At 61.6% G+C, this 13851-nt stretch carries 13 protein-coding genes; 4 read left to right on the top strand and 9 right to left on the bottom strand.

From position 1 onward, the window contains the following. Positions 1-10: 10 nt before the first annotated feature. Positions 11-1276 (bottom strand): cytochrome P450, encoded by a 1266-nt coding sequence (locus AOT96_RS08190; RefSeq protein WP_007730518.1) that lies wholly within the window; start codon positions 1274-1276, stop codon positions 11-13. A 368-nt stretch (positions 1277-1644) separates the two neighbouring features. Between AOT96_RS08190 and AOT96_RS08195 the strand changes: the two genes are divergently transcribed. After that, a complete protein-coding gene (locus AOT96_RS08195; protein WP_065352791.1) occupies positions 1645-2691 on the top strand; it encodes an NADP-dependent oxidoreductase in 1047 nt (348 codons plus the stop codon). Positions 2692-2752: 61 nt separating this feature from the next. Here the strand turns inward: AOT96_RS08195 and AOT96_RS08200 are convergent, their stop codons facing one another. Then, entirely contained in the window at positions 2753-3838 is a 1086-nt protein-coding gene (locus tag AOT96_RS08200; protein ID WP_064075031.1) for a TerC family protein, read from the bottom strand. Between the two features lie 225 nt (positions 3839-4063). Between AOT96_RS08200 and AOT96_RS08205 the strand changes: the two genes are divergently transcribed. Next, entirely contained in the window at positions 4064-4411 is a 348-nt protein-coding gene (locus AOT96_RS08205; RefSeq protein WP_003943172.1) for a hypothetical protein, read from the top strand. 4 nt (positions 4412-4415) lie between these two features. Here AOT96_RS08205 and AOT96_RS08210 read toward each other — a convergent pair whose 3' ends face one another. Continuing rightward, a complete protein-coding gene (locus tag AOT96_RS08210; protein ID WP_042451555.1) occupies positions 4416-5648 on the bottom strand; it encodes a PucR family transcriptional regulator in 1233 nt (410 codons plus the stop codon). A 162-nt stretch (positions 5649-5810) separates the two neighbouring features. Here AOT96_RS08210 and AOT96_RS08215 point away from each other — a divergent pair, with 162 nt between their 5' ends. Further along, entirely contained in the window at positions 5811-6638 is an 828-nt protein-coding gene (locus AOT96_RS08215; RefSeq protein WP_003942902.1) for an SDR family oxidoreductase, read from the top strand. Here AOT96_RS08215 and AOT96_RS08220 read toward each other — a convergent pair whose 3' ends face one another. The 5 genes from AOT96_RS08220 to AOT96_RS08240 form a co-directional block, all read right to left on the bottom strand. Further along, entirely contained in the window at positions 6639-7850 is a 1212-nt protein-coding gene (locus tag AOT96_RS08220; protein ID WP_042921490.1) for a PucR family transcriptional regulator, read from the bottom strand. Between the two features lie 37 nt (positions 7851-7887). Beyond that, positions 7888-9363, bottom strand: a complete 1476-nt coding sequence (locus AOT96_RS08225; RefSeq protein ID WP_230587539.1) for an acetyl-CoA hydrolase/transferase family protein — start codon at positions 9361-9363, stop codon at positions 7888-7890. Positions 9364-9523: 160 nt separating this feature from the next. Continuing rightward, complete coding sequence (locus AOT96_RS08230; RefSeq protein WP_054826917.1) at positions 9524-11167, bottom strand: AMP-binding protein; 1644 nt, start codon at positions 11165-11167, stop codon at positions 9524-9526. A gap of 14 nt (positions 11168-11181) precedes the next feature. Continuing rightward, positions 11182-12060 (bottom strand): crotonase/enoyl-CoA hydratase family protein, encoded by an 879-nt coding sequence (locus tag AOT96_RS08235; RefSeq protein WP_223304467.1) that lies wholly within the window; start codon positions 12058-12060, stop codon positions 11182-11184. Positions 12061-12105: 45 nt separating this feature from the next. Continuing rightward, positions 12106-12699, bottom strand: a complete 594-nt coding sequence (locus AOT96_RS08240; RefSeq protein ID WP_007730510.1) for a TetR/AcrR family transcriptional regulator — start codon at positions 12697-12699, stop codon at positions 12106-12108. Positions 12700-12823: 124 nt separating this feature from the next. Here AOT96_RS08240 and AOT96_RS08245 point away from each other — a divergent pair, with 124 nt between their 5' ends. Beyond that, the gene (locus tag AOT96_RS08245; RefSeq protein WP_007730507.1) at positions 12824-13477 is read left to right on the top strand and encodes a nucleoside/nucleotide kinase family protein; all 654 of its coding nucleotides are present in this window, start codon (positions 12824-12826) and stop codon (positions 13475-13477) included. A 14-nt stretch (positions 13478-13491) separates the two neighbouring features. Here AOT96_RS08245 and AOT96_RS36315 read toward each other — a convergent pair whose 3' ends face one another. Further along, a complete protein-coding gene (locus AOT96_RS36315; RefSeq protein ID WP_003942853.1) occupies positions 13492-13626 on the bottom strand; it encodes a hypothetical protein in 135 nt (44 codons plus the stop codon). Positions 13627-13851 lie beyond the last annotated feature (225 nt).

Here is a 13851-nt window from a genome sequence, read left to right on the forward strand (position 1 = left end):
ACTCGTGCAATCAGAAAAGGTTCAATCGCAGTTCGGAGACACCGCGGATAAAGGCCGTGCCACCCCACGTCACTCCACCGTCGACGAGCTCGGTCTTCGGCGCTTTGTCGATCAACGCATTCAGGATGGTCTTGATCTCCAGCCGGGCCAACCACGCACCGAGGCAAGCGTGCGCACCGTGACCGAACGTGATGTGGTCCCGGACATTTGACCTCGACCAGTCCAATCTGTCCGCGTTCGGACCGAATCGAGTTTCATCGCGGTTTGCCGACGCCAGCCACGTCACAATGTGATTTCCGGCCGGAATCACCGCATCTCCCACCGCGTAATCCTCGGGAGCAATGCGAATCATCAACTGCGCCGTCGGCTCATAGCGCAGGACTTCTTCTACCGCGTGATCGAGCAGTGCCCTGTCGTCGACGAGTCGTTCCCACTGATCACGATGGCCCATAAGTGCATTCATGGTGAGACCGACCTGATTGACTGTGGTGTCCAGTCCGGCGATGACCAAAGTCTGCACGGTAGCGGCAACTTGATCCGGCCCGATTATCTCGCCTTCGTCGCCGGCGGAGATGAAGTCCGACAGGATGTCGTCGCCAAGATTGTTGCGCTTCCAAGCGATAACGTCCTGAAGGTGTGCCGAGAAATCACGCTGAGCGGAAATGTAGTCGCTGGTCTGCTCGGCAGTCAGAAACGGATCGAGTAGGTTGAGTCCCTTACGGGTCCACTCGAACATCGTATCGGTGTCGGCAGGTACGGGGATACCGAAAATTTCGCAGACAAGGCGAATCGGTAGCGGATGAGCAACTTCCGTCACCAGCTCGATCTCGGAGCCCCGTCCATGATCGGCAAGCAACTCGTCGACGATTTCCTTCGCCCGCGCGTCGTAACGCTTGATTGCCCTGGGCGTGAACGGGCGCGCCAGTAGCTTGCGCAATGCCAGATGGTCCGGCGGATCCAGCTTCGACAACGATGGGCGCAACAAGTAGGCGTCGCTGCCACCGGCCGCCTTGATCCGCATATTGCGCGGTGCCTCGAGTGCATACTGTTCCGACGAACTCAGCGACTTGTCCGCCAGTGCGCGTTTCACGTCGTCGTAGGCGAAAAGCATGTATACGCCATTCGAATGCTGTTGTACCGGAGCAACTTCTCGCGCAATCGCGTACCGCGCGTACGGATCGGACAGGAAGCCTGGCTCCGTTGGATCGACCAATCCCGTTCTGAGCCAATCCGTTGTGTCATGAACCGCACGCTCCGAACCCACCGGCGAAGTCATAGTCAACCTCTCGTCCTCGACAAAATCACTCACACAAGATCTGGCAGATCATTGACGCCCTCGTAAAAATCCACAGCCGAATACCACTGGTGACGAGCGTCAGCGCTGCGCTGAACTGAACTGCGCAGAGCTTCACAGTCGGACTACGAGGCAACCAACAAACCGCCCGCTGTATGGGAAATGAAGTCGCGCTCCGGACGTCGGGTTGCCACATTCTCACTGAGCGGGCGGGAAGGTGCGCTCCTTGCTGCTCGAGGACAGAATTCCCAGACGTCTTCGCCGTGAATCAGTAAGGCGGCGAGATCAATTCCGGGCAATCGTCCCGAGAAGTGATGCGAACCGGTGTCGAAGCAGATTGGAAATTGCGCATGACCGAATATGTGAACCGCGCTGTGCGAGTCGTTCGAGCTCCCCGCGGCTTGCCTGTCGTAGAAGATTTTCGGATCGACGAGGTTCCGATCCGGCCGCCCGCGGACGGCGAAGTTCTGTTCCGCGCCCACTATCTTTCGATCGATCCGGCGATACGAAGACGCCTACCGTCCACCAGCTCTGCCCCCGGGCCGTTGGGAGCTGTTGCCGGTATCGGCGACGTCGTCTTGGCTGGAGTGGTGCCTGCGCACTCCGGTTTGGACGGCATCGCAGTCGGCGAAGTGATTTCTTCGCGGCATCCTGACTTTGCGGCAGGTGATTTGGTTCGAGGCGGCACGCACTGGCAGGTTTATCACACAATCAAAGGCGCTGCCCTGGACCGCATACCGAGGGAGAATCGAGCTTCCCTAGGAGATGAACTCGGAATTCTAGGACAGCCAGGATTTGTCGCACACTGCGGAATGCGGTTGGTCGCCGACGTCCGAGAGCGAGACACAGTCGTGGTTTCGGCGGCCGGCGGAGCAGTCGGCATGGTTGCAGGCCAAATCGCGAAGCTGGCGGGCGCCCGGGTGATCGGAATCGCCGGGGGTGAGAAGACCGAATACGTTGTGGAGGAATTGGGGTTCGACGCCTGCATAGATAGGAAGACGGCGAACATCGGCGAGCAGTTGGACGAATTGTGTCCGAAGGGCGTCGACGTCTATTTCGACAACGTCGGAGGCTCGATCACGCGAGCGGTTTTCGATCGCATGGCCGATTTCGGAAGGGTCGTCGTGTGCGGAATGATCAGCGAATACAACCAGGATGAAAGCGAAGTCGGGCCTCCCCTACGCCCTGTACTACGCAAACGTCTACGCATCGAAGGGTTCGTCTGCTACGACCACTACGACCGGTACCCGGAGTACCGGGCGTGGGTGTCCGCTCGAATCGCCGAAGGTGGACTGCGCTACCGCAACGATGTCACCGAGGGCATCGAAAATGCCCCAGCGGCCTTGATCGGGCAGCTTTCGGGGCACAACCGGGGGAAGCAGTTGGTGATGATTTGACAAAGGGAGACCACACGTCGTTGTGTGGTCTCCCTTTTCGATTCGTTCAGCCGATCAGGCGTCAGCCTCTGGGCCGAGCATCTACCTTGTCGTCATCGTCGTCGCGCTCGCCGGTTGCGAGCTGGACGCCGGATTTCTCGATGCTGCCGTCAGGACCTGACTTCTCGAGGTCGATCGGTGCATCACCGGTCGCAACCTCTTCGGCCTCAGGCTCTTCCGGTAGCGGCTTCTTGAGACTCAGGATGATCGAGCCTGCCAACACCACGATGATCACCGCGAGGCTGACCAGTGAGGGAATCTCGGGGATCGACGTGCTGATCACCTTGTGGCTGGCCTGCATGATCAGCTTCACGCCGATGAAGGCGAGGATGATCGACAGACCCTTGGACAGGTAGTGGAACTTCTCGAGCAGGCCCGAGAGCAGGAAGTACAGGGCACGCAGACCCAAGATCGCAAACGCGTTGCTGGAGTAGACGATGAATGGATCGTCACTCACTGCCAGCACTGCCGGGACGCTGTCGACTGCGAACACGAGGTCGGCAGCTTCGATGGCGACGACGACGGCGAACAGTGGTGTTGCGACGCGCTTTCCGGCTTCCTTGACGAAGAACTTGGTTCCTGCGTATTCCTCACGGACCGGCATGATCTTGCGCAGCAAGCGAACCGCCAGCGAGGTTCCCGGATCGAAGTTCTCGTCGTCGTCCTTGAGCAGCTTGTAGGCGCTGTAGAGCAGGATGGCGGCGAAGACGAACAGAACGGCCGTGAACTTGCTGACCACGGCAACGCCGGCGGCGAGGAAGATACCGCGGAAGATCAGGGCGCCGATGACACCGAAGAACAACACGCGGTGCTGGTATTCACGGGGCACCTTGAAGTAACCGAAGATCAGGGCGAACACGAAGAGGTTGTCGACGGAGAGGCTCTTCTCCAACAGCCAGGCCGTGGTGAATTCGACGCCCGAGTTCACCCCCAAGGTCAGGGTGACGACCACCGCGAATACGAGAGACAAACCGACCCAGAGTGCACTCCACCAGGCCGCTTCCTTGAAGCCGATGACGTGCGCGCCGCGGTGGGCGAGCAGGTCGATGAGCAACATGACGACGATGACTGCGGCGAACGCGGCCCACGCCCACATGGGAACGTTCATCGCTGACCACCTACCCGAATGGCACTGATGACTGCGGTCACGGGGAGCTCCTTCACTGGGTTCGGACGGCCGTCTCGCCGTCTTCTCCAGTGTTCCTTGCCGACTTCTATCCATCCCGGTCGAAATATCGACGACTTTCACACCTGAAGTTGCCGAAACCATGCAATCTGAGGGTGTTGGGTCCGAAACCGCCGCTGGACGGCATCTTGTTCTAGCCTGGCAAGCATGAGCACCTCGTTGTACTACTCCGCCGTCCGCACCACACCGCTGACCGACGACGAGAAGGCCGAAGTCGACCGACTCATCGCCGTCCACAACGACGAATTTCCGTTCGACTACGAGGTCCTGGACCTCTATCCGTCGGATATCCCCAACACTCTGCTCAACGGTTCGACAAAGATCTCGAGCGACCCGACCGAGGTAATCCCTTCGCTCGTCTACTGGTTCAACGCTCTGACCGAACTCCGGCGAGCGGTGCCCGACGCAGACTGGGACGTTTCACTCGACGACACCCCCGCCGATTGGGATGACAGCTCCGGCTATTCGCTCCCCGGGCTCGACGACATGCAGTAGCGAGTCACGGGTTCGCCAGGAGGGCGGCTCCGTAGCTCTCCAGCGCGATGAGCGCCAACTCTGTTGGCAGCCGACGCTGGTCCACGCTGCGGTCTAACAGCTTTTCGGCCTGATCGAGTCGATACCGCACGGTGTTCTTGTGCAGACCGAGCGCCACGGCGGTAGCGGCTGCAGTGCAATTGTTCTCGTAATAGACCCGAACGGTGTCACGGATACGCGTCGTGACACCGTCCGCGCCGGCGAGTCCTTTCAATTCCCGGGCCACCAACGCACGCAGTTCGTCCAGATCTTCGGTGAGCAGACAGGGAACCTGAACATCTTCGTAGACGGTGACCCCCGGCGAACCCGTCGAACGGACCGCGATGCGCTGCGCGGCGAGAGCCTCGCGGTGACTGCGCGCGAATCCTTCCATTCCGTAACCGCTGGCCCCCACCGCGACACGGAGGTCCGAATTCCGAGCACGATCGAGCGCCGCCCACTCATGGTCGTCGAAATGCGCGACCCACGACCACACCTCGCGCGCCCCCGAAGGCAGCGTCAGCACGCGCTCGGCATTCGACTCGTCCACAAAGGAACGCGCATACGAGTCCAATCGGGCCAATACGTCGGCGGCCGGATCGGTGTCGTCCGTCCAGAGAACAAACGCAGTGTGGTGGCGCCGCATCGGGTAGTCGAGAATCTGCGACACCTCATCGGAGTGAAGTGCTTCGCCTGCGACAATCGCGTGCACCGTCTCGGACCGACGCGCAAAAGCGCCGCGCGCCAAGCTCTCACGCTCCTTCGCATACGTTGCCACCAACAATTCGGTGGTCACTTCCAGCCATCTCATCGCCGAACCCCACACTCGGACCAGAAGTGCGCGCTTGAGTTCCGGACCGATCGGGAGTGCTTCTATCGACTCGTCGACGAAGCCCAGCATCGCGAGCCGTCCGGCACCGTAGATCTTGAGCAGGACTCGAAGATCCATACCGCGCCTGGCAACGGTGAGTGCAAGCGCAACCGACTCCGGCGGCGGCGTGACCTCCTGGGAACCGCCCGCGATCGCGGCCACGATGACTCGAAGCTGCGCCGCAGTGCTCGCATCCACATCGCGTCGTAGCTCCCGATCACCCGCCACTTCAGGATTGGCCACCGCAATGGCGTCGTCGATGCGTTGAACGAAACCGTCGATCACCTCCGGCTGGAGATAGATGGGCGCGAGATTTGCAATCCAGCCGTCCAACTCCGATGTGTCCATGGCGCCTCCCCGACTTGTCACCCTGATTGTGACTTAGTCACAAATCTATCGTCTCACTTCGGCCAAGAAGCCCTAGCAACCCGGTTTCGACTGGTCCACAATCACATCCCTGCAGATTCATCTCACTGCAACCAACCCCTATCTTTGGAGACGCTGGAGTAAATGAACAAACCTTTCGACGGTCAGGTAGTGGTCATCACCGGCGGCGCCCGGGGCATCGGATACGCCACCGCGAAGCGGCTGATCAGCCTGGGTGCGACGGTCGCGATCGGCGACATCGACGAAGCCACTCTCGCGCGAGCAGCCAAGGATTTGGGCATCCGCACGTTCGGGCGCCTCGACGTCACCGACCCCGCCTCGTTCTTCGACTTCCTCGACACCGTCGAAGGTGAACTCGGCCCGATCGACGTGCTGGTCAACAATGCGGGCATCATGCCGGTCGGACGGATCGTCGACGAGGACGACTCCGTGACCAGACGCATCATCGAGATCGACGTCCTCGGCGTGATCACGGGAACCAAGCTCGCATTGCGACGGATGCTTCCGCGCGGACGTGGACACGTCATCAACATCGCTTCGCTTGCAGGCGAACTCCCGTGCCCCGGTTTGTCGACGTACTGCGGCGCCAAGCATGCGGTGTTGGGCTTCACCGATTCTGTCCGCAAGGAAGTTCGTGGCACCGGAGTTCACATCTCGTCCGTGCTGCCGACGCTCACCAACACCCAACTCACCTCGGGCACTTCGGGAATGAAGGGATTCCGAGAGGTTCAGCCGGAGGAAATCGCCGAAGCCGTCGTCGGCTTGATCACCAAACCGCGCCCACGCGTACGCATTACGCGGGTGTCCGGGCTGCTCGTGCAGGCACAGGGCTTCTTCCCCCGGCGGCCGTACGAGGCATTGAGCCGACTGTTCGGCGTCGAGACGCAGTTTCTCGGCGACGTCGACACCGCGGCACGTGCTGCCTACGAAGAACGCGCCCGCGCAAGCTGATCAGGTCAGCTCGGTGGCCGGCCAGTCGAGCAGCTTCGCACCCAGTACGGCAGCGTGGAGCGCGAAGCTGTCGTTGGGATCGTTGACGTTCTGACCGGTGAGTTCACGGATGCGGTCCAACCGGTACGTCACGGCGCGGACGGACAAATGCAGGTCTCGGGCGGTTTTAGCCGTATTGCCGCCGGCGGAAAAGTACGCGAGCAGTGTGTCGATCATCGGTCCAGCGCCACCACGCGCCTCGAGCAGCGGTGTGAGAAGGGTGTGGATCAGGTCGGTGACCGCCGGTCTGTCGTTGACCAGAACCCGGTAGACCAGCAGGTCACGAGCATCGATGATCGGTGCGGTCAACGACAGGCGCTGCGCCAGGTCCAGTGCGTCCAGCGCCTCCCGGTACGACGCCACCACGCCCGAAGCGGTGGTTCGAGGGCGCCCGACAGCGATCTGCCACGTGCCGTCCAAAGGACGCCGCTGCAACTGCACTCGCCCGTCGTCATCGGTCCCCGGCCCGAGAGCCGACCGAATCCCTGCCAGCACGTGGTCGACGGCATCGCGATCCGGCGCCGCGAAAACGACCACCAGTTTGCCGCTCTTGCTGGCGACCAACGCATCGGCGTCACCCTTGCTACCCAGAACGGCACGTTCGACGGCGCGCACCAAAGGGTTGTCGTCGGTGAACTCACGGGCGGCGGTCACTACCGCCACGGCATGCGGACCACTGAGGTGGAGACCGAATCCTGAAGCGCGATCCAACAATCCGACGACGTCAGCGCCGCCGGTCAACAAGTCGTCGACGAACTCGCGGCGTGCCGATACCTGCGAGCGGACCAGAGAACGTCTGGCCAACTGAAACCCTTCGGCCAGTTCGGCGACGGCATCGTCGACGGCACGCAGCATCACTTCGCCGGCCGCGACGACGGCGTTCGGATCCGATTGTGCCGCAATAACAGCAGGCAGTTCACGCCACAGACGCCAGGCCGAGGAGAGATACAGATCGAGCAGGGCTCGCAGGGCGACCCCCTGCTGCGCTGCTTCTTCCCCGCGAGCGCGGAAGCGGTGCAGCTGACGACGCTGCAGCGGCTTCCCCTCGCATACGGCGACACTGAGCACGTCGAGGAAATCACCCAGCAGTTCGACGGGTAGGCCACCGGCGTCATCGGCCCCCGCCGCGGCAACCCGGCGTATGGCGTCGTCAGGTACCCCGGTTCGGCTCACCCTCGCATTCTCTCACTGCCGGCAGCATTGCCTGGCGTCACGAAAGGCGCATCGAACCCGTGTCGATGTACCGCTGATGGAACGAGAATGCCTCGCCCAGGATGTGCGGCGTCTGCCCCGCACCCGGTTGAGCGTCGGCGCGAGCGATGTAATCGTGGAGCAGTGGCCGGAACTCCGGGTGAGCACACTTGTCGACGATCAGGCGCGCGCGTCGCCGCGGCGACAGACCGCGCAGATCCGCCAACCCCTGCTCGGTCACCAACACCTGAGTGTCGTGCTCGGTGTGGTCGACGTGCGGAACCATCGGCACGATCGCCGAGATCTCACCGCCGCGGGCCGTCGACGGGCTCAGGAACATGGACACGTAGCCGTTGCGGGCGAAGTCCCCCGAGCCGCCGATTCCGTTCATGATCTTCGTCCCCATGACGTGCGTCGAGTTCACGTTGCCGTAGATGTCGGCCTCGAGCATGCCGTTCATGGCGATGATTCCGAGTCTGCGCACCACCTCCGGGTGGTTGCTGATCTCCTGCGGACGGAGCGTGATGTGGTGGCGGTAGAAGTCGATGTTCGCGGTCAGTTCTTCGATGCCCTCTTCGGTGAGCGCCAAAGCCGTCGACGACGCATGCGCGACGGTTCCGTCCTTGATCAGCTTCAGCATCCCGTCCTGGATGACCTCGGAGTAGCAGGTCAGGCCGCGATACGGCCCCCGATCGAGCCCTCCGAGCACCGCGTTGGCGACATTGCCGATGCCCGCCTGCAGCGGAAGCAACGTATCGGCCGGCATCCGTCCGGCGCGCACCTCGAAGTCGAAGAATTCCAGGACGTGGCCGGCGATCGCCTCACTGACGGCATCGGGTGCAGTGAGAGGGCTCGCGCTGTCACGGCAGTTGGTCTCGACAACGGCCACAACCTTCGTGGGATCCACTCGGAACGTGGTCTGGCCGATCCGGTCCTCGACACGAATGATCTCGAGCGGCTTGCGATGCGGCGGCAGCGCGGTGCCGTAATAGACGTCGTGAATACCTTCCATCGCCTCGGGCACCCACGAGTTGACTTCGAGGATGACCCTGTCGGCGACGTCCAGCCAGGTCTTGTTGTTGCCAATCGACGCGGAGGGAATCAGTTCCCCTGATTCGGTGATACCGGCGACCTCGACCACCGCGACGTCTACGTTGCCGTAGTAGCCCTCCCACACCTGCTGAGCCACGTGGGAGAGATGGATGTCCACGTAGTCCATACGACCGTCGTTGATCCGGCGACGTGCGGTGGCCTCGGACTGATACGGCATGCGCAGCGCGATTCCGTCGACCTCCGCGAGCAGCCTTTCGGTCTCGGTGGACACAGAAGCGCCGGTCAGGAGATTGATCGTGAAGTTCGATCCGTTGCCGCGGGTCCGGTGAATGCGCTCGGCCAGGGCCGGAATGACAACCTTGGGTGTACCGGCGCTTGCGAAACCGCTGATCGCGACGGTGTCGCCCGGGTTGATGAACTTCACGGCGTCGGACGCGGACATCACCTTCGACGCAAACGCTGTGGCGCGAATGCGGTTGGAGGTGGCGTTGTGTCCGGTCTCACCGAAGGTTGAACTCACGGCACCAGGATAAACAGGGCACGTCGAAGCGATTTACGGGGATAACCCAGACAGAATCGCTCCGACGTGCTATGAGCACCGATCAGTTGACGACGCCGTACACGCCTTCGCCGACCAGGCTCGCAATTCGATATTTCTGGATCTTGCCCGACCCTGTCAGTGGGAACGCCTCCGCGCTGAACCACTCCTTGGGCGCCTTGTGGCGCGCCAGTCGCTCGGTGCAGAACTCGACCAGCTCGGCGGCGGTCGGTTGGTCGGACTCGTCCTTCCAGCGGATGACGGCGACAACTCGCTCACCCCACACCTCGTCGGGCACACCCACGACCGCCACGTCGAGAATCTTCGGATGTGTGAAGATCACGGACTCGACCTCACGCGGATAGATGTTCTCACCGCCGCGGATGATCATGTCCTTGAGGCGGCCGGTAACCCGGACGTATCCACGTTCGTCCATCGTCCCCAAATCGCCGGTATGCAACCAACCGTCCTTGTCCACAGTGTCGGCCGAAGCCTCCGGATTACGGAAGTACTCGGTCATGACGAGGTACCCGCGCGCGCAGATCTCGCCTTGTTCGCCGAGCGGCACGCTGTCCCCGGTCACGACGTCGGAGATCTTCACTTCGACCTGCGGCAACGCGAGTCCGACCGTCTCCGACTTGTCCTCGGGGGTGTCGGCCGGGCTGGTCTGTGTGATGACGGGGCTGGCCTCGGTTTGTCCGTAGACGATGCTGAACCCCGCCCCGAAGGCCGACTCCACCGTGCTGACGAGTTCGGGCGGGACCGACGACCCGCCGGATACGACCACCGAACAGGCCGAAAAGTCGCGACTCGCGAAGCTGGCGTCGTTGATCATCGCGATCAGCATCGTCGGCACTCCACTGACCACGTCAGCGTGAAAGCGTTCCGCCGCATCGAGAACCGCAGTCGGATCGAAGTACTGGATCAGGCCGATCGACATTCTTCGCTGCGCGGCGCCGAGAACCAGGATGCCGCACCCGGCGGTGTGGAACAGCGGCATGGCCGACACAACCGAACCCCGCTCAGGGAATCGGCCTCTCCGACTCACAAAATCGGCATTGTTGACCAATCCGCGGTGATGCAACAGAGCACCTTTGGGAACTCCGGTGGTTCCCGACGTGTACTGGATCTGCGCATTGTCGTCAGGCGAGACTTCCGGCAGAGCGCCCCGTTCGCCCGCCCAACCTCGAACCTGGCGATCCCACTCCTCGAAGTTGACTGCGAGAACTTCTTCTCCCGAAATCGAAATCGCCTCGGATGCAACCGCTGCCATATCGCCACCGCGAAACTTTCCGGTGTGGAAGAGCCCCCGAGACTGGGACTGCGACAAGACGTACGCCAGCTCCTCCGCACCCAACGCCGGATTGGCGGTCACCAGAACCATCCCGGCGAGCGCGGCGCCGTATTGCAGAATCATCCATTCCGGAACGTTCGGAGCCCAGACAGTGATCCGATCTCCGCAGTCGAACTGAGACAAGAGGTAGTGCGCACACCCCTCTGCTTCGTCGAGAAGCTCCGCGAAGGTCCACGTGCGATCGGTTTCAGCCGCCCCGGAAAGCGAATGCGATTGCGTCGGAACCACTTCTCTGATTGCAATCAGATTCGGCGAGTCCGCGGCGCACTCTCGCAGCAGCCCACCCACCGTTTGCTCCTCTATCGGGTCAGACACGTCAGCGGGGAAGTACGACGTTTCGAGAACACTGCTCATCTCACATCCACTTTCTATCGAGGAGGGGTGTCGGACGCGGGGAGCGGCCCGCCTCCGTCTGGAATCTTGCGTCCGGAATCGCGGTACTGAACCGCGGCATGGAATCCGTCGCGCTCGGCAAAATCCTTGAACCAGCGCCCCTCCGGGGAGTGACGCGTAATTCCGTCGAACAGGGTTGCCAGTACCTGGGTGCCTTGCAATCCCATGTTGTCGTACGCCTGGTTGATCATCATCTTCTGCATGGCCAACTGATTGAGCGGAACACCGGCGATGCGATCCGCCAACGCTTCCACCGCCGAGTCCAATTCGTCGGCCGGCACCGCTTCGAGCGCCAATCCCCAGTCAGCCGCAGTGACACCGTCAATGGTGTCTCCCGTCAACAGCATTCGCTTGGCACGCTGGGCGCCGAGCCGGTACACCCACATCGCCGTCGTCGGGCAACCCCACACACGCGCAGGCGGGTATCCGATGCGAGCGTCGTCGGCCATGATCAGCATGTCGCAGGACAGCGCGATGTCACTCCCACCGGCAATCGCATATCCCTGAACCTTGCAGATCGTCGGCTTGAGCGATCGCCAGAGCGTGAAGAAGTCGTCGGTGTTCTGCTTCATCCCGCGAAAGTCCTTGATGGGGTCCCAGACCGGGCCCTGGTTCCACTTTCCGTCAAGGTCGCCTTCGGCAAACTTCTTGAGGTCGTACCCGGCACAAAACGCCTTGCCCGCACCTTGCAAGACGATCACACGGACCTCGTCGTCGTCATTGGCTGCTGCCACCGCGTTTCGAATGTCCGACGGCATCCGGTCGTCGATCGCGTTGAGCCGATCGGGACGGTTGAGCGTGATATACGCTTTACCACCGGACGTCTCGTACTTCAGGGTCGCAAAATCCGTCATCATCGGTCCTGTCGACAGAGCGCGCCTCGCTCGGAACGAGTTGCGCTAGTTCTGGGTGAGGAGCAGGCGAACGACGCCTGCCCATTGACTGATCGAACGACGCGCAGACGCGTCGCTCTTCTGCACTGCCCGGGACAGCGCCAAACCACGGAGCATCAGCACCGTCAGATCTGCAATCTGCGAATAGTTCTCGGAAGCAACAATTTCGGGACCGAAAGCGTCGTGGACAACTCGCCGCAGATCCCGTCCGGCGATTCGCTCCGATTCCCGGAGCACCTCGGCCAACACCGGATCCGTCCGCGCTGCGGACCACAGTTCGAGTTCCGCTTGAAATGGCGGCTGAGTCAACGCCGAATACAGAGCGGAGATCGAGTTCTCGATCGTGTCAACCGACGAATCCTGCCGAGACATGGCAGCTCTTACCGCCACCTCGTTCCGTACGACGATGTTCGACACCAACGCCGCAGTGAGCTCCTGCATGTTCGGAAAGTGGTGCAGCAGAGCGCCCCGACTGACCCCGGCAGCGGTTTGCACCGACTGCGCCGTCAGAGATGAATAACCGTCCGCTATCAGTAAATCCGTTGCCGCATCGAGAATCCGGTGGCGCGTCGCTTCGCGCTGCGCATCGCGCAGGGTCACGGTCTCACCTCCAACTTCTCAAGTGGCATGGATCACAGTTTCACAGTCCATTCAGACTGTCAATGGCCGAAAGCCTCCGGCGTACTCTCGATGCACCGGCCCTTCGGACTGATCGGAGCAACACGTGACGACCTCACCGCCGACCGTCTCGCTGACGCTCGACCAACTTGCTTCACGCGCTGCTTCCCTGATCACCGACGACGGTCGGAGAATCCTCGGCATCACGGGCGCACCGGGAGCCGGAAAGTCGACGGTGTCACAGGCAATTGTGCGGAAATTAGGTTCTCGTTGCTCCATCGTCGAGATGGACGGTTTTCATCTTGCCAATCGGGAACTCGACCGACTCGGCAGGCATGAACGCAAAGGCGCACCGGACACCTTCGACGTCGACGGCTACGCGGCTCTACTACGCCGACTCCGAGCCTCGAACTCGACGGTCTATGCTCCGGTCTTCGATCGCGAGTTCGACGAATCAATAGGCAGCACAACGGCTGTCGATCCATGTACACCGCTGATAGTCACCGAGGGGAACTATCTCCTCCTACCCAGTGGTGGATGGCAGGAAGTGCGAGCAGCACTCGACGAGGTCTGGTATCTCGACGTTCCGGAGGAAACTCGGACGAAGCGCTTGGTGAAACGCCACAGCCGCTTCGGAAAGAGTTCCGAAGCGGCTGCAGAGTGGGTGAAACGGGTAGATCAGCCGAACGCCGAGTTGATCAGCGCAGTCAGGCCACGCGCGGATCTGATCGTCAGAATCGAACGGTCCGAGCCTCACTGATGTCAGCTGAAAACCTAAGAACCGCCGCCGGTTCCGAGAAAAGTGGCCAGCCCGGCAACTCCGGCGATTCCGCCGAATATCGCCGCCAATGCACCGGCGACGGTGATAACGCTGTCGAGCGCTTTGAGATCGGTGTCGGATGAACCCATGGCAGTCTCCTGGAGTCAGAATTGAAAGTGGGGTTGAATGTGCGCCGAAGTGCGCAATGTTGCACACGTCACTTTACCGGCATTCGCGACCCGAATCAACGAAAATTCTCTCTAAACATGTTGCACTGCAACATATTCAAACAGCAGCTTGCAGGTCCACCGAGGCACGACGACGGCCACCGTCCCGCAGCGCGGGCAGGTGGCCGTCGTTGGATATTGCCGAGG

Source organism: Rhodococcus sp. 008, assembly GCF_001682295.1.
GTDB lineage: Bacteria > Actinomycetota > Actinomycetes > Mycobacteriales > Mycobacteriaceae > Rhodococcus_F > Rhodococcus_F qingshengii.

What these genes read in the sequence shown, in the direction of transcription:
- AOT96_RS36315 (WP_003942853.1), bottom strand. Translation starts at nt 13,626, where the DNA reads ATGGGTTCATCCGACACCGATCTCAAAGCGCTCGACAGCGTTATCACC.
- AOT96_RS08235 (WP_223304467.1), bottom strand. Translation starts at nt 12,060, where the DNA reads ATGACGGATTTTGCGACCCTGAAGTACGAGACGTCCGGTGGTAAAGCG.
- AOT96_RS08195 (WP_065352791.1), top strand. Translation starts at nt 1,645, where the DNA reads ATGACCGAATATGTGAACCGCGCTGTGCGAGTCGTTCGAGCTCCCCGC.
- AOT96_RS08200 (WP_064075031.1), bottom strand. Translation starts at nt 3,838, where the DNA reads ATGAACGTTCCCATGTGGGCGTGGGCCGCGTTCGCCGCAGTCATCGTC.
- AOT96_RS08230 (WP_054826917.1), bottom strand. Translation starts at nt 11,167, where the DNA reads ATGAGCAGTGTTCTCGAAACGTCGTACTTCCCCGCTGACGTGTCTGAC.
- AOT96_RS08210 (WP_042451555.1), bottom strand. Translation starts at nt 5,648, where the DNA reads ATGGACACATCGGAGTTGGACGGCTGGATTGCAAATCTCGCGCCCATC.
- AOT96_RS08225 (WP_230587539.1), bottom strand. Translation starts at nt 9,363, where the DNA reads ATGTCCGCGTCCGACGCCGTGAAGTTCATCAACCCGGGCGACACCGTC.
- AOT96_RS08190 (WP_007730518.1), bottom strand. Translation starts at nt 1,276, where the DNA reads ATGACTTCGCCGGTGGGTTCGGAGCGTGCGGTTCATGACACAACGGAT.
- AOT96_RS08205 (WP_003943172.1), top strand. Translation starts at nt 4,064, where the DNA reads ATGAGCACCTCGTTGTACTACTCCGCCGTCCGCACCACACCGCTGACC.
- AOT96_RS08215 (WP_003942902.1), top strand. Translation starts at nt 5,811, where the DNA reads ATGAACAAACCTTTCGACGGTCAGGTAGTGGTCATCACCGGCGGCGCC.